Origin of the sequence: Streptomyces sp. MnatMP-M17, from assembly GCF_900091995.1 — a bacterium.
In the GTDB taxonomy this organism is placed as follows: domain Bacteria; phylum Actinomycetota; class Actinomycetes; order Streptomycetales; family Streptomycetaceae; genus Streptomyces.
Genome location: NZ_FMDK01000525.1, coordinates 1 through 15466 on the forward strand (window position 1 = coordinate 1; position 15466 = coordinate 15466).

A 15466-nucleotide genomic window follows, 5' to 3' on the forward strand; every position below is an offset into this window, starting at 1 on the left:
GCTGAGCCCGATCACCCCCGTACCGCTGCCGGCAGGCGCCCTGCCGCAGGTGGAGATCGTCACTGCATCGTTGGGCAGCGGCGGGGCCTTGCTGGAAGGTCTGGAGAACAAGGTCGCTGGCCTGGTGGTGGCCGCGTTCGGCGTCGGCCACGTCCCCGCGAGCTGGTGCAGCCGGCTGGAAGCGCTGGCGTCCGCAATGCCCGTCGTCCTCGCGTCTCGCATCGGCACCGGCCGCGTCCTCACCTCGACCTACGGCTTCCCCGGCTCCGAGAGCGACCTGCTGGCCCGCGGCCTCATCGGTGCTGGCGCTCTCGACCCCTACAAGGCCCGTCTGCTCCTGGCCGCCCACTTGGCCGCGGGCACCCCCCGCCCGGAGATCGCGAAGGCGTTTCTCGACAACTCCTGATTCCGCCCCGACCAGCACAAAGGACGACTCTCACCATGCGCTACGCCCAGGTCCGCACCGGCAGGCAGTTCGTGCTCGCCCTCGACCACGGGGAAGACCTCTTGGATGGCCTCACCCAGTTCTGCGCGGACCAGGGCATCCAGGCCGGGTACATCCCGACGTTCGTCGGTGGTCTCCGCTCGGCCCGGCTGGTGGGTTCTTGCGAACCTCTCGCCACCCCAGAGGCCCCCCTGTGGGAGGAGATCACCATCGAGACGCTCGAAGCACTCGGCGGCGGGACGCTCGCCTGGGATACGGAGACGGGCTGTCTGGCCCCTCACATCCACGTCGCGGCTGGCATCAAGGGGAAGTCCGCCGAAGGGCGTGTGTCGCACCTGCTCGGCGCAACGGTGCAGTTCATCTGCGAGATCCCCATCGTCGAAGTCACCAACATCCCGAAGGGCCCGGCGTTGACGCGGCGACGCAGCGCGGACCTGTACGACGTGCCCCTCCTCGGCTTCGGCGCAGGCGAATAAGGGCGGCAGGTAGCGATGCGGAGGGCGATCCGCTTCCGGGCAGTGGTTAAGGCCCACCACATGCACATCTACGAGACGTTCACGCTGCACTTCGAGCGGGCGGCCAAGGCGGTAGCCCGGCTCGACGGCAACCCCTCCCTTGCTTCCGCGTACGTCTCGCGGTCCGCGTGGGATCGCTGGATGGCCGGAGACATCAAGAGGCTGCCGCGGCGGGCGACGTGCCGGGTCCTGGAGCACCTCTTCGACGAGTCGGCCGAGCAGCTGTTCGGTCCGCTGGAGCCGGAAGCCGGGCAGCAGGCCGATGCCGGGTCGGCTGCGACGGCGGGGAACGATTTTCCGCACCTGGCCGCCATGGAATCGTTCCGGCTCGCGGACCGCCAGCTCGGCGGCGGCCACGTCTACCGGTCTGTGGTGCACTACCTCAACACGGCGATCGCCCCGAGCCTCTTCAGCACAGCGGACAGCCGCGAAGACGGCGAGATCGCATTCGGCGCGGCGGTCGTCCTCACGGAGATGGCTGCGTGGATGGCCCACGACGCCGGTCGAGACGACACGGCATCCGGCCATTTCGACCGCGCCCTGCGGCTGGCGCAGAGTCTTACCGACGTGACCGCAGGCGCGAACGTGCTGGCCGGCATGAGTCACCTCGCCTTGCAGACCGGCCAGGTCGACGCCGCCGCCGATCTCGCCCGCAGCGGGCTCGCCCGTCTCGACGCCGGGCCGCCGGTGCCGAGCCTCGCCGCCCGTCTCCACGCCATGGAGGCGAGGGCACTCGCCCAACTCAAGTCCGAACGGGAGGCGCAGCGGGCGCTCGACACGGCACGTGGAGCCCTGGCTCTCGCCCACACCGCGCCCGCGTCCCAGTGGGTGGCGCCGTTTGACGAAGCCGCGCTTGCCAGCGAGGCCGCCTCCGTGCTATTGGATCTCGGCGCGCTCAAGGCCGCAGCCAAGGAGGCGGAGCGCGCCTTGGCGCTACGCGACACGAGCCGGGTTCGGAGCAGGGCGTTCGGGCAGGTCACGCTGGCGCGAGTCTTGCTCGCGCAAGGGCAGCCCGACGCGGCATGCTCGGTCGGCATGGAGTTGCTGAACGCCTGTCAGTCAGTGACGTCTTTACGGCTCAGCACACAACTCGACGCGCTGCAAGCCGATTTCGGCCAGCATCGCCAGGTGCCCGAGGTTCGCGAGCTCCTCTCGCGAATGACCGCCACGGCGCAGCACCGTAGATTGCTGCTCGGCAGTCTCGCGCTCCCGGAAGGTCCGCAGTGAACGATGCACCCATTCCAAGTGACCCCGGCCGTGACGCCTACCTGGCCGAGGGAAACGCACGGCAGGCCCGGAAGCGGGCCGCCGCCGACGCCCTGATCCGAGACACGGACGGGAAGCTGCTCCTGGTGAACCCGACCTACAAGGCTGGGTGGGATCTTCCCGGTGGCATGGCCGAGGACAACGAGGCACCCGAGGACGCCGTTCGGCGGGAACTCCGCGAAGAACTTGGTCTGAGAATCGCCAGCCTGCGGTTCCTGTGCGTCGACTGGGTCGAACCCCACGGCCCGTGGGATGACCTCCTCGGCTTCGTCTTCGACGCCGGTGTCCTGTCACCGGAGCAGGCCGCCAGGCTGAAACCCCACGACGAGGAGATCGCGGAGCACCACTTCTTCGAGGTCTCTGAGGCCTTGGCGCTGCTGCCGGACCGCCAGCGGGAGCGGGCGCTCCATGCCTTGCAGGTCCTGGACGATGGCGTCCCGCGCTACCTCCGCAACGGAGTTGCCCTCTGAGCAGTGCAGCCGGCCTCTCGGCCGGTCACACACTGACCTTTACGGACGCGGCGCGTCCCTCGGGCTGGATCAGCACGCTCCGGACGCGGGAGAACACTCTAGCGATCACCGCGAGCTCCTGATCAGACAGCGGCTGGCCGAGGGAACGCAGGTCTTGCCCGACGTGATGGTCGCCGCCGACACCGACGACCACCACAGCGTTCTGTACCTGCTGAAGGATGAACCGCAAGGCCACCCGGGCCAGGGCATCCGGGGACGGGCCGAACCGGCCAGCCAACTCCGCGAGCCCGTGGGTGACCGCCGCCGCCGCGGCTTCCGTACACTCGGCCGCCGGACCTCCCCAAGCAGCCAGAGCACGGTCCGCACAGCCACTGGCCAACGCGCCATGGGCCAACGGCGAGGCAATCACCAGGCCAACACCGCGGCGCACGGTGAAGGCGCCGAGGTCCTCCCCGTCCCCAAGGTCGGCCAGCGGCAGCAGGCAACTCGCCTGCGTCCAGACCACGTCAGGGCGGATCCGGTCGAACAGGTCCAGGAAGCGTCGTATCGAGCGGGCCGAGGAGCGAAAGCCCGGACCACGCAGACCAATAGCCCGGATCTGACCGAGATCACGCAACGCCCGCATCTGCTCGATAACCGGGTCGAGGTATCGGTCACCGAGGCCGAAGTCGTAGGACTCAAGGGTGTAAAGGGCCAGCTCGTCCAGGTACAGGTTCTCCAAGGTCTGTTCCAGCTGATGCCGGACCCGCGGACCGGCGTAGGGGTGCGGAGCGGAGCCCTGGACCAGGCCGACCTTGCTGGCGACCCGCGCCCTGTGGCCCCGGTGCTCCTTCAGGACCTTGCCGATGAGCCTCTCGGCGTGGCCGTTCCCGTGGCTGTCGGCCGTGTCGAACAGCTGCGCCTCGTCGCCGCCGCCAGCATCCAAGGCGCGGCGTAGCCCGTCGAGCAGTCGTGCGTCGTCGGGCTGGACGGCGCTCGGCGACCAGCGAGAGGTTCCGCTGCCGACGCCCAGCGGGCGAACCACCAGGTCCCGGGCCAGACAGCGGGGTGCGAGACCGCTGGGTGTCATCAGTCCGCGTCTCCCGCTCGGTAGAGGAAGATCGCGATGACGCGCTTCCCCTTGCTGTCGCGCTGGACTCCCCAGGCGCTCGCCAGTGCATCCACCAGAAATAGGCCCCTCCCGCCTTCGTCATCTTCATCGGCAGCCGGGGGATTCCCGGGCACCGCCGCAGTGTCTTCACCGCAGTCCCGGACCTGGACAGTCACTCCCCAGGCGTACACATCGAGGGAGATGTCGAGCGCCGCTCCAGCGTGCTCGACAGCGTTGCCCACCAACTCGTTGGCCACCAGGACCACGTCGTCCGTGTACTCGCCGTCAGCCTTCCCCGCGAGGGTCTTGCGGACTATACGGCGAGCGGCGCTCTGCGGGGCGTCGAGGCCGCAGAGTCCGATCGCAGCGTGCGTCATGGGGTGGCCGCCGTCGCGGCCTTGGCCACACGGCAACACAGTGCTGGTGGAACCAAGCACGGGGATCACTCCTCGCTGTATTCACAATGCCCGCAGGCACGGGCTGGCAAGTCCTGCTGAATACCGTGGCCCACGTTGCCGCGCAGGCGATAGCGAAACCCGTCCCCACTTCACCCCACTTCACCCCGCCGTCTTTTCCGAAGTGGGGAAACCAATGAGGCAGGCATCACGCGGAGAGGCACTCCCCCTCCACACCGAGACGTCGGCGAAGAGGCTACTGCGCCTCCACCCGGCCAGCGGTTGGAGGCAGCAAGCATGCCGAGAACCGCTCCTAGCTGGGGAGACACCGGACAACCAGGCGTTCTGTCTCATCAGCCCACCCAAGCCGCTTACCACTGCTCCCGAATTCCCGTCAAGCACTTCCGAGAAAGTGGGGTGAAGTGGGGTGGCGAAGGCGATCTCCAACGGCGGAGTTCCGAGGCGAGCATCACCACAGGTGACCAGTGACCGAATTTGACACTATTTGCCCATACCTCGATGCGAGATGCTGTGGTTCTCCGCACCACCGAAGTGGGGTGAAGTGGGGGCCGTTTTCGCTATCGGAGCGAGCCAAGAAGCAGCGACGCTATTCGTAGCTCTTCCGCGTCATCACTCACGGACGCCCCGCGCCCGCGGGCCAGGCAGCACGCCCGGCGGCCTCCCATACCTCTCCCCTACGAAAGGGAGTCCCAGATGAGTCCTTTGAGTCCTTTTCCCGTCCCTGCTCTCCCGCCGGACCTTGGCGAACGCCTTGTCCGCAATTTCTACAAGGACGACTTCTGGACGCAGTGGGCCGGGATCCACAATCCAACCTCGTGGAAGCTGGAGCGCGGTCAGCACTTCAACGAGGGCGGCGCCAGCCGGGAGGCGCTGCGCCAAGGGGACTGGCGGGGGCGCTACGCCTCCTGGAGGGGCGCAGCCGGAGCGCGCCGCTGCGCAGAAGGAGGAGGCGGAGCGGGGCGCGGTGTTCTGCCGTGCGCGTTGGGCCATTTCGATCGCGCCATGCCAGTCACCCTCGTAGTACTGCTGGTACGCCTCCTGTGCGCAGAGCCACGACAAGGTGGCCCGGTCCTGTGCCTCGGCCGCCGCCGCATGGCCGGTGCGCCACCAGCTCTTCGCACGGTCGTCGCCGAGTTTCAGGAACGTCAGGCCCAGCAGACCGGACATGCGTGCCACGGCGGCCGTGAGCCGACGACGTACGCGTTCCGCCTGGCGGCCCGCCAGCATCAGCCGCAGGTCACTGACACTGCGGACAAGATCGGGCAGCAGTGCGTTCTCGGGCCGGTAGCGGGTGGCCCGCCCATGGCGGGCAACGGCCCATTCGACTTCTTCCAGGACGACATCGGTCAGGGGCCTGGCCGTGACCGCTTCGTGCAGTTCTTGCCACACAGCGTCAGCCTGTTCTCGCATCGGGGCAACACGTTTGGCTTCGGCCAGCGCTTTCAGCTCCCCTCTGCCGCCGACCGCATGGTCAAGCGCGGCAGCCATCTGCGGACTCGAGGCGCGCACCCCGCGTTCCAGATCGGGGCGAGGTCCCGGAGAGCTGCTTCGACCGCGAGGTCACCCGCCTTCCCCGCCGGTGCTGTCCGTACCCCGAGATGCCAGTCCCGTTCCGGCCGTGCACCCGGTGGTCGGAGCAGATGACCGGACCCTTCACTTCTGAGATCCGCCGTCTCCCGGGGGCCCGTTGTTGGGCCTGGTCCTGGAGCCGGTTGTGAGACGGGTCCCCTCGCCCCTGGTTCGACTGCGGCTCGCTGTCACCGTGACACAGCGCCGGCCCGCGAACCGGGGTGAAGGGGAGCGGCGCTGCCGCCCGCCACGGACATCCCCGAGCCGATGGCGTGAGCAGGCGGCGTCCCGGCCGCCCCTCTTGGGGGAGGGGCGGCCGGCCCGGACCTACCGACGCCCGAGATCAACAGTGATGTACGTACAGAAATGAGAGAGATTCGAGTGAACAGCCATTCCTCGCCCTCCCCGACCGTGGCTGTGCCGGAGGACATCCGGCCGGTGGCGGTGACGTCGGCCGAGTGGGACGAGTGGTTCCGCAGCGGCATCCCGCACAAGGTGAGCGACTTCGAGTCCGCCCAGTTCTACAGCAGGGCCCATCAGAAGCGGGGCTGGCGAACGGTGGACATCGGGTGCGGTCACGGGCAGTGGACGCGTCAGCTCGCTCGATGGCAGATGCGCGTGACGGGTTACGACTACTCGGCCGTCGCGGTCGAGCAGGCCCGCAGGACGATGAGTCACGCACGGCTCGACTACGAGGTGTGGGATGTCACCGCGGATTCGATCCCGGCCGGGATCGAGCCGGGCAGCGTCGATCTGGTGACCTGCCGCTTCTCTCTGGCCTACCTCGACATGGCGCGCTTCCTGGTCGATGTGGGCCGGTGGCTGTCCGCGACCGGCGTTTTCTACGCGCTGACGCCGGTCGAACGCCCGGGAGGCGAGCCCTCCCGCTGGTACCACAAGGGCCTGACCGAGGAGCAGATCACCGCCCTCGGACAGGGATGGTCGTCCCGCTCGACCTACACCGTGGGCAGCTACCGGGCGATCCTGCTGAGCGGATACGGCCGGTGACCGGCAGCTCCCGCTCCACCGGTCTCGGGTCCGTCCCGTTCCGGAAGGGGCCCAGAGCCGGAGAAGGGCGGGAACACAGGCCGGGGTCAGGCCGGTTGTCGGAGCCAGGTGCGGGCACGCTCATCGAGTTCCAGGGCCGGCCGGGCTCCCCGGGCCCGAAATCGCCCGAGGTCGGCTCGTATCGACCTGACGGCTTTTCGAGTGCGGGACGAACGGATGCCGGACATGGCGTCGAGAGCCAGACCCCATGTTTCACAGGCCCGCTCGATCTGACCCTGCCGCAGTTGGGCGTGCCCTTCTGCGGCAGCGGAGAGGGCCGCAATCCGCTGATGCTGCGTGGATCCGTAATGTTTGCGGGCGCTGGCGTGGTATCTCTCGGCCGCCGCGTGGTCACCGAGTCGTTCGTGGATCTTCGCGGTGTGGGCCGCGACCGTCGCCGAGGGCGCCCCCCACATCACGGCCCAGCCCATCTCGGCTCTCTCTCCCCGTGCTGCGAGTTCGCGGGCGCGATCGGCTTCGTGGCGAGCCTTGGTGATCTGTTCGGATTCGGCAAGTGCCCGCGCCCGGCAGATGACGAACAGCGACTCCGCGACGGGGTCGACCTTGCCGCGGCCGAGGCTGACCGCTTTCTCCGCGAGACCGAGTACGTGTTCCGGACGGCCGTTGTCCATGCCGTGGTGGGCGAGGATACGCAGCGCGTACGCCTGGTCCGCCGGGTTGTCGGCTCGGCGGGCGAGGCTGTATGCCTGGAGGTAGTAGCGCTGGGCGAGGCCGTGTTCGTCGGCGTCGAATGCCTTCCATCCCGCGAGGTAGGCCAGGGATCCGGCGGCGGAGTACATCTCCTGGCGCAGTGCCTCTGTGCGGAAGCGGGAGCTGCACAGCCTCTTGACGTCGTCGGTGAGGTACTGCACAACGGTGCTGCGTCCGTGCTGGCCGCCGTGGCGTTCGTCGATAGCGGTGAACATGGCCACCATGTCCCTCACGGCCTCGACCTCGGACGCTCCTGCGGTGCCGCCGCTGACAGCCCGCTTTGTCCGCTCCTCGGTCTCGTGTGCCGCGCCGAGCGGCAGTGCGGCGCCGGCCACCGAGTAGGCGGCCCTGGTGAGGAAGGTGCGACGTTCGATATCAGCTCTCCCTATGTGCCCCAGCGTCTCCACTGGATCGCCTTCGACAGTAAGCCCCAAGGCATCCGGCTCGGAATCCCGCCGGGCGGGCGGGAGGCCGATCTCGTCGAGTGTCAGCGGACGGGCAAGCCGGCGGGAGAGGACTTCAAGCAGATAACGGGCGGTAGGAGGATTCGGTGGCGTGCCTCGCACCCAGTAGGCGATGTTCGATTTGCTGGTACGGATCCCACTGTTCCCCGAGGCGGAAGCCACCGCCCGTACGGCCCGTGCCAGATCCTCGTAGCTGAGCCCCGACTGTTCGATCACTCGCATGAGACGGGCGTTAGGTGGCCGATCCATGGTCCAACGTTACCTTCCCTGGCCGAACTTGACGCGTTGAACGCGTTGAACGCATCTGCCGCCCGTTCGGCCTGGGCACGCTGGGCGCAAACGAGTTCACTGATCACGTCGGGCACGGAAGTGCTGACCGAATGCCACGGTCACGGTTCCTGGATCGGCATGCCGGCCCTGTCCGGCGCGTGGACGGGCTCGTTCCTCCGCCCCGGGGGCCTGTCGGCTCCGGGGGAACGGGCGAGGCGACACGACGGTGAGCATCGCCTCCCGGCCGCCGCGTGGTGATTCCCGCGGTGGCCGGTCCACCGGGCCCCAGCCTGCTCGTCAAGAACCTGATCCTGACCGTCATTCCGACACCGATGAGGACTCATGGCCGTCAACAACGCTCCCGTAGTCAGCCCGCCTGCCGGGGTCGGTCTCCTGTCCGCGTCCGCTGGGCGGCACCCCTCCGCAGCGGCAGCCGAACCGGCTCCGGTACTGCCGGGGCTGCGCGTGCCGGCCGGTGCTCCGGGCGCGGGTGAGGAGTTCCTCGTGGCCGTGAGTCTGAGTCACGGAATGATGGGTGACCGGTCTGCGCGGACCGCCATGTACCGGGCGCTGCGGGCGATCGGGCCGCATCTGCTGTTCTGTCAGGGGATGCGGGGTGCCGACGCCGATCACGAGCATGTCATGTATGAGGCGTCGTACGAGCTGGGGCTGCGGGGGTGGCTCGGCGAGGGCTCACATACGGCGGTTTTCGCCGATATGGGCGCGTTCAGGCCGGTGGGTGAGCTGCGCAGTCCCTCGACGGTTCTGGTCGCGTCGCCGACGGCGGTGGCCTTTCAGCTCGATGACGCGGGTCTGGACTCCCTTCCGTTGTGTGCCGTGTCCGGCACCGTGTCCTCGGGCCGGGAGGTCCTGCGGCGCGCGGAGAGCCAGATGCTCTCGCGGGTCACCGCCAGCATGGTGACCCTGCCGGGCGGACGCCGTCGCCGTGCGCTGGTGGTCGGCGGTTTCGACGCCGCCGTGTGCCCCGATCCGGAGCGGAACATCCTGCCGCGAGACCTGCTCGCCGGGGCGGGGCTGTGTGAGGTCGCTCCCAGGAAGGGCGTGACGCCCGGTACGGCCCCGCCGGCCGGCGGGTTCGAGGGCTGGGTCGCCGGCAGTGGGCCGTTGGCGGCGCTGTGGAAAGAGGCCCGAACCGCCGAAGACTGCGGGCTGCGCGGCCACGGCACCGTCGCCTGGGCAGACCGTGACGCGTTCGCTTCCCTTCTCAACCAGCTGGCGCTTCCCGCCGCCTAGACCTGGAGATCTCCTCCCATGCATCGCTTCCCCGCCGCAGAGCGCGGCCGCGACCACCCTCCCCCCGCCGACGACGTCACGATGACGCCGGCCAGCGCCCGCGTACTCGACTTCCTCCTGGGCGGGAAGGACCACTACCTGAGGGACAGGGAGCCTGCCCTGCGTGCGGTGAAGGCCGCGCCGTTCCTTTCCGCCGCTGTCCGCAGGGACCGGGAGTGGGTACGCGCGACCGTGGCCGAACTCGCCGCTCACGGGGCGCGGCAGGTCATCGACCTGGGGTGCGGTCTGCCGCACGAGCCGCTGCTGCACGACGTTCTCGCCCCGCACCGGCCGGACCCACGCGTGCTGCACGTGGACAGCGATCCCGTGGTCGCCGCGCACATGGCCGCCGCGCTCACGACCAGCAGGACGCCGGTGGTCACCGGATACCTTCACGCGGACATCGCCTACCCGCCGTCGGTCCTCGACTCGCCCGTCCTGGCCGGGACCATCGACCTGGCACAGCCCGTCGTACTGGTCTTCGGGGCCGTACTGCATCACCTGACCGGCGAGCAGACGGACACGGTGGTGAAGGAATTCAGCAACGCCGTGTCCCCGGGCAGCAGCCTTGTCCTGACGCACTGGACCGAGGACTTCGCCCCGGCCCCGATGCGGAAAACCGCGGAAATCCTCACCCACGCCGGAGTCGCGACCCGCCCGCGCACCGGGGCGGAAATCACCACGGCTCTCGAACGGCAATGGGATTTGGTCCCGCCCGGAGTGGCCGCGACCGGTGTCGAGGCCGGCCACCGTCCGGACACCTCCTACGCCGCCGTCGCCCGCAAACCCTGACACGGCGTCACCTCGCTCTTTTCTCGTCTCCCTCCTCCGTTTCCTCCATGCCCGAAAGGCGCCACCGTGACCACCCACCCATCCCCTCCCGATTCGCTGGAGAGTGTCCTCGCACAGTCGGTGGACACCGCGGGCATCACCGGCCGGGTCGTCGTGCCCGAGGGCTCGCCCTCACCGGCGCTGCGCCTGCTCGGTCCGCGGCGGCTGCCCTTCGCCCTGAATGTGCGGGCGGCACGGGAATGGCTGGCGGACAACAGCATCGACGCGGCCGCCGAAATCGACGAGACCGACGAACTGGTGATCACGCTGCACGGCGGCGGCGCTGCGCGCCGGCTGATCGAGCGGCTTCTCTCGCCGGGTATCCGTGCCGAACAAGCGGCCGAGCAGCTGTGGAACGCGCTCGGGCGGCACGACCTCGGCGCCGATGTATCGGTCGCGGACACGGACATGGGCCGCATCACTGTCGAGCTCCGGGATTCCGATCGCCTGGGGTCGGCCGTGAGCCTGTGTGCGCTCCTGGGCGCGGAGGACATCGGCGACGGTCTGAGGCTCTACCGGCCGCGCGGCATGCACCAGCTGGCCACGCGGATGGGCCTGTTGCTGACCGGCGCAGTGGGCCGTGGCGTCATCGTGGAGGCCGACCCCGGCTGCGCTCACGCCGATGCCGGGGTGCGAGTGGGTCTCTCTGTGGAACAGGCATTCCAGCTGGCCGAGAAGATCGCGGCCCTGCCCGTGAGCAGCGGTGAACTGCCGTCTGACGGGACGGCTTTCGCGCCGCACCGGCCGGTTCCGGTCCAGATCGGGGCAGCCTCCCCTGTCAGCCTCCTCGCGGACGGCGGCGCCCTCGGTGATGACTACACCACCAAGGCGACTTCATCGGGTCTGTACGATTTCCTGCTCGGCGGCGTCGACCACTACGAGCCCGACCGCGCGGCCGGCCGCGACATCCATGAGACCGCCAAGTGGATCAAGACGGCCGCTTTGATCAACCGTGACTTCGCCCTCCGGTCGGTCGAATTCTCGCTCGCCCTGGGGGTGCGCCAGTTCCTCGACCTGGGGTGCGGCCTCCCGTCACCGGTCAACGTGCACGAGATCACGGATCGCACCGGGGTCGCACTGCCGGTGGTCTACGTGGACCGCGACCCCGCGGTGTACGCGCATGCCAAGTGCCGACTGGACAGACGCGACGGGATCACTGTCATCCAGGCGGACATCCTCGCCATGGACCAGCTCCTGGCCTGCCATGCCATGCGTGCGGGGCTGGACCTGGACCAGCCTGTCGCAGTGCTCGCGCACGGCGTACTCCACTGGTGTCCGGACGACGCGGCCGTCATCCAGGCCATGGCCGTTCTCCGTGCGTGGATGCCCGCCGGCAGCACTCTCTCGATCTCACACCTCACCGGTCACTGGCACCCCGACACGATGCCAGAGGTGGTGGCTACGTATGCCAGGCACGGTCTGGATGTACGCCCCCGATCCCGCGAGGCGATCGGGGACCTGTTCGGGGACTTCACCCAGCAGGAGCGGGGACTGACGGCCACCGGCCGGTGGGGTGAACCCGGATCCCACGCGCTTCGCCCCGAGGAGCACTCCGCCGCTTTCGCCGGGATCGCGGTCAAGCCCGCCTCCCGGTCGCCCCGACTGGGAGCGCCGCGGGGCCAGGGCGCGGCAGGACTGGAGACCGGCCGGTGACCACCGTGATGCCCGCGCTGCTGCCCGGCGCTGGTCCGGACGAGGCTCCGCCGGCTGCGCCGCGCCCGGTCGGTGATCTGTGGAGTGCCGTGCCGAGCGGGCACCCCGAGGCGCCGTACAGCGGGACGGGTAACTGGCCCTGGAGCGTGGCGTCCCTGGGGAGGACCCTGGCGTTCGAGGTTCTGTCGCGGCTCCGGCGCGGGGGCCACCGGGTGGGGCCGGTCGTGGACTGCCATCGGCACGATGTCGTCAAGATCCTGGTGACGCCGTGGCCGGACGCGTTCCTCGACACCGCTTTCGTGCGGGTCCAGTCGTCGCGCCTGTGGTGTCCGGGTGCCTCACTGGAGTGCAAGGCGCTGTGGCTGCTGCCGGACGGGCGGCGGGATGGGCTGACCGACGCCTACGAACTGTTCGATCTCGTGCACCGGGTGCGCCGCGCGCCGCACAGGGCCCCGTCGCCTCAGTCCGGGCAGCGGCCACCACTCCCCGCAGGCCACCTGTGCTGACGGCCGGTCGGCTGCCACGGCCAAGGCGGAGAACGGATCAGTGAACAGATCACCAGGAAGGCCCCTCGTGGCGCACCGACCATCGTCGACCAAGCTCTTCTCCCATCCACTGGCCTACGCACGGCACCTGCACGGCCTGACGCAGCAGGAGCTCGCCCGGCTGCTGGCGGAGCATCTGAGGGGCTCCGGCCACCGGCAGAAAGTGGCCCGGTGGGAAAGCGGAGAGGCCGAGCCGAGCATGGCAGCCCAGGTGGCGCTGGCCGAGATCTTCCATGTGCCGGACGAGCGTCTGTCGGTGCTGCTGTGGCCGAGCTGGCTCCCCATGGGTGAGCTTTTCCATGTGGAGGGGGTATGGAGTCGGGAGAACTGCCATTCGCTTCTGGACGCCTCGGGGGACCTCATGCTCGACCGTCGCGGATTTGTGACGCTCGCCACCGGATCCGCCGCCATACTCGTTCAGGAGTGGCGGTCCGTCGGTCATACGGTGCCAGAATTCCTCGATGGTACGAGCGAGGACATCGCGTTGGGTTTCGAGGGCCGGCTGCCGTGGCTGCGGGATCTTGAGGACATCCACGGCGGCGGCCGGGTCCGCAAGTTCGTGGACCTGGAGTTACAGGCTCTCAGCGAGCTTCTCCGCCAGACCGGTCACGGCGGGGCCGGCGGGCGGCGGATTTTCCGGCTGATCGCGGACCTGTGCCGGATCGCCGGGTGGGCGTCGGCCGACACGGGCTATCTCGCGGCCGCGGAACGCTATTTCGTGCTGGGGCTGCGGGCCGCGCGGGCGGGCGGTGACCGCCTGTCGGGCGCGAACCTGCTCAAGTGCATGAGTCTGCTCCTGGCGGAGGCCAGCCGGCCGCAGGACGCTCTGCTGCTGGCGCGGTCCGCGGTGGACGCCACGGCCGATGCGCCGCCCAGGGTCCGCGCGATGCTGGCGGTCCGCCAGGCGCGGGTCCACGCGGTCCTGGGCGAGCGGGACGCGTGCGAGCGTCTGCTCGGCCGGGCCGAGACCGCGATGGCGGAGGCGGAGGCGGATGGGCAGCCGTGCCCGGACTGGGCGCTGTATTTCGACGCCGCAGAGTACGCGGCACAGGTCGCCGCGTGCCATCTCGCCCTGGGGCACTTCACCGTCTCCGACCAGTGGCTGGAGCGCACCACGCGGTTGCAGCCGGCCTCCCGGCAGCGCGACGGCATCACCTACCGCCTCTGGCGGGCGGAGAACGCCGTCCGTCTGGGAGAGGTCGAGCGTGCCTGCGCGCACCTGACCGAGGCCGTGCCGGCGATCAAAAACGGCTTCTCGACACGTAACTCAACCCGTTTCACGCAGGTACGCCGTCTCCTGCACCCTTACCGTGGGCTGCCGCAGGTACGGGACCTGGACGCGCGGGCGGTCTCTCTGCTCGCATGACCCCATGACCTCCTCCCCCGTTACCCGTGTCGCTCTGGTCACCGGCGCCAACCGCGGCCTCGGCCGTGCTCTGGCCCGCCAACTCGCCGGGCAGGGCCTGCATGTCGTCGGCACCGCCCGCACCCACGACGTCGCCGAGCGCACAGCGGCGGAGCTGCGCGCCGAGGGCCTGGCTGTCTCCGGCCAGGCCCTCGACGTCACCGATCCGGCAAGCGTCTTCCGCGCATTCGCGGACACGGTCCACGAGTACGGCAGGCTCGATGTGCTGGTCAACAACAGCGGCGTGGCCATCGACCGGAACAAGACGATCACGGAAGCCGACCTGGAGCTCGTCAAAGCAACCCTGGACACCAACGTGCTGGGCGTGTGGCGCTGCTGCGCTCAGGCGGTTCCGGTGATGCGGGAGAACGGATACGGCCGCATCCTCAACGTGACCAGTCACATGGGAAGCCTGGCCGGCATGGGAAGCAACAGCCCCGCCTACCGGATCAGCAAGGCCGCGCTCAACGCGCTGACGCTGGCGCTGGCGGCGGAAGTAGCGGATACGAACATTCTGATCAACGCCGCCTCGCCCGGTCTGGCCGATACCCGGCTCGCCTACGGCACCGCCACGCAAAGTCCCCAGGACGCGGCGCGGGACATGCTGTGGCTCGCGCTCCTGCCGGACGACGGCCCCCGCGGAGGCCTTTTCCACGGGACACAACCGCTGGCTCCATAGACCTTTGGCGGCCGGCCGCATTCCCGTCCGTTCGTACGACTTACCTGGAATGACATCCGGACACCTCGCCACGCCGCCACCTCCCGCTATGTCAGACTCTCTGACCAGACGGGTCGGCATTCGCATCGGCATCATAGCGCGCGCATTCTCTCGTGTGCGGCAGATGCCGCTTGACGCGTCACTCGAATGCCACCGGCATGAGGATCTCGTGAATATCCGGCATTGACGTAGGAACCTCGGAGGCCGGGACGACCGCCGTCGCTGGGTCTCGCGCCCAGAGAAGCGGCCTACGCTCACGGTATTGGCCCCCATCTGCACGATCTCTGACGCCGACCGTGCAGCCACACACCAAACGAACGCCCCTTTTGAGATAGTTTCGGAAACAAATGATGCGCGGAAGATGCGTCTGCTGAGGTGGAAAGAACGACCTCCGACGTGATTCGCTATTCCCCAGCACTCGGAGGTTCCCGACGGGAGTGGTTCACGGCCGCTGCTCCGTAAACCTGTCCGGAGAACATCGCACGGCCGGGTGCGTGGCTCAATTCAATGCGTGCGATGAGTTTCACCAGAAATGAACGGGAACGCTGTTAGCGCCACCTGTTCCCGTCAGTGGAACACGTTCCAATACCTTTGAATTCCGTAGGCGTCGGGGGATCGTCAATGTTGTCGGCATCGGTAATGCGTCGATGTGTGTACCTGGGGCGTTGCGCGCGCTCTGCCACCGATGGGGGCAGGCGGAGCGCGGTGCGGTGGCCCCTGCGCGGCGGGCGGTGCCGCATGGTCGACGGCACCGCCCG

The 15466-nt window shown here is 69.0% G+C and carries 14 protein-coding genes and 1 pseudogene; 11 read left to right on the forward strand and 4 right to left on the reverse strand.

Going from position 1 to position 15466, the window contains the following annotated elements; all coding sequences use genetic code 11:
• The 4 genes and pseudogenes from GA0115259_RS22890 to GA0115259_RS22905 form a co-directional block, all read left to right on the forward strand.
• A pseudogene (locus GA0115259_RS22890) lies at window positions 1-406 on the forward strand (asparaginase); the annotation flags it as partial.
• Window positions 407-441: 35 nt separating this feature from the next.
• The gene (locus tag GA0115259_RS22895) at window positions 442-921 is read left to right on the forward strand and encodes a PPC domain-containing DNA-binding protein (RefSeq protein ID WP_093600375.1); all 480 of its coding nucleotides are present in this window, start codon (window positions 442-444) and stop codon (window positions 919-921) included.
• Window positions 922-981: 60 nt separating this feature from the next.
• On the forward strand, window positions 982-2187 hold the full coding sequence (locus tag GA0115259_RS22900; protein WP_237540375.1) for a hypothetical protein: 1206 nt from the start codon (window positions 982-984) through the stop codon (window positions 2185-2187).
• Window positions 2184-2696, forward strand: a complete 513-nt coding sequence (locus GA0115259_RS22905; protein WP_256098090.1) for an NUDIX domain-containing protein — start codon at window positions 2184-2186, stop codon at window positions 2694-2696. Before GA0115259_RS22900 ends, GA0115259_RS22905 begins: the two co-directional genes overlap by 4 nt.
• 25 nt (window positions 2697-2721) lie before the next feature.
• Here GA0115259_RS22905 and GA0115259_RS22910 read toward each other — a convergent pair whose 3' ends face one another.
• From GA0115259_RS22910 to GA0115259_RS22920, 3 genes are all read right to left on the reverse strand, one after another.
• Window positions 2722-3765, reverse strand: coding sequence for an aldo/keto reductase (locus GA0115259_RS22910; RefSeq protein ID WP_093600381.1), 1044 nt, complete (start codon window positions 3763-3765; stop codon window positions 2722-2724).
• Window positions 3765-4223: an ATP-binding protein gene (locus tag GA0115259_RS22915; protein ID WP_256098091.1), complete on the reverse strand. Its 459-nt coding sequence runs from the start codon at window positions 4221-4223 to the stop codon at window positions 3765-3767. Before GA0115259_RS22915 ends, GA0115259_RS22910 begins: the two co-directional genes overlap by 1 nt.
• Before the next feature lie 588 nt (window positions 4224-4811).
• Window positions 4812-5591 carry a hypothetical protein gene (locus GA0115259_RS22920; protein WP_141716659.1) on the reverse strand — a complete coding sequence of 260 codons (780 nt, stop codon included), beginning with the start codon at window positions 5589-5591 and terminating at the stop codon, window positions 4812-4814.
• Between the two features lie 561 nt (window positions 5592-6152).
• Here GA0115259_RS22920 and GA0115259_RS22925 point away from each other — a divergent pair.
• A complete protein-coding gene (locus GA0115259_RS22925) occupies window positions 6153-6779 on the forward strand; it encodes a class I SAM-dependent methyltransferase (protein WP_161230437.1) in 627 nt (208 codons plus the stop codon).
• Between the two features lie 86 nt (window positions 6780-6865).
• Here GA0115259_RS22925 and GA0115259_RS22930 read toward each other — a convergent pair whose 3' ends face one another.
• The gene (locus GA0115259_RS22930; RefSeq protein WP_093600390.1) at window positions 6866-8242 is read right to left on the reverse strand and encodes a hypothetical protein; all 1377 of its coding nucleotides are present in this window, start codon (window positions 8240-8242) and stop codon (window positions 6866-6868) included.
• Window positions 8243-8773: 531 nt separating this feature from the next.
• Here GA0115259_RS22930 and GA0115259_RS22935 point away from each other — a divergent pair.
• The 6 genes from GA0115259_RS22935 (at window position 8774) to GA0115259_RS22960 (ending at window position 14669) form a co-directional block, all read left to right on the forward strand.
• Window positions 8774-9517 carry a hypothetical protein gene (locus GA0115259_RS22935; protein ID WP_161230438.1) on the forward strand — a complete coding sequence of 248 codons (744 nt, stop codon included), beginning with the start codon at window positions 8774-8776 and terminating at the stop codon, window positions 9515-9517.
• Between the two features lie 81 nt (window positions 9518-9598).
• Entirely contained in the window at window positions 9599-10348 is a 750-nt protein-coding gene (locus tag GA0115259_RS22940; protein ID WP_161230439.1) for an SAM-dependent methyltransferase, read from the forward strand.
• 66 nt (window positions 10349-10414) lie between these two features.
• Window positions 10415-12040: an SAM-dependent methyltransferase gene (locus GA0115259_RS22945; RefSeq protein WP_141716661.1), complete on the forward strand. Its 1626-nt coding sequence runs from the start codon at window positions 10415-10417 to the stop codon at window positions 12038-12040.
• On the forward strand, window positions 12037-12546 hold the full coding sequence (locus tag GA0115259_RS22950) for a hypothetical protein (RefSeq protein WP_093600402.1): 510 nt from the start codon (window positions 12037-12039) through the stop codon (window positions 12544-12546). The genes GA0115259_RS22945 and GA0115259_RS22950 overlap by 4 nt, the downstream gene beginning before the upstream one ends.
• Window positions 12547-12613: 67 nt before the next feature.
• Entirely contained in the window at window positions 12614-13951 is a 1338-nt protein-coding gene (locus tag GA0115259_RS22955) for a helix-turn-helix transcriptional regulator (RefSeq protein WP_093600405.1), read from the forward strand.
• A 4-nt stretch (window positions 13952-13955) separates the two neighbouring features.
• Entirely contained in the window at window positions 13956-14669 is a 714-nt protein-coding gene (locus tag GA0115259_RS22960; RefSeq protein ID WP_093600408.1) for an SDR family NAD(P)-dependent oxidoreductase, read from the forward strand.
• The last annotated feature ends 797 nt before the right edge of the window (window positions 14670-15466 follow it).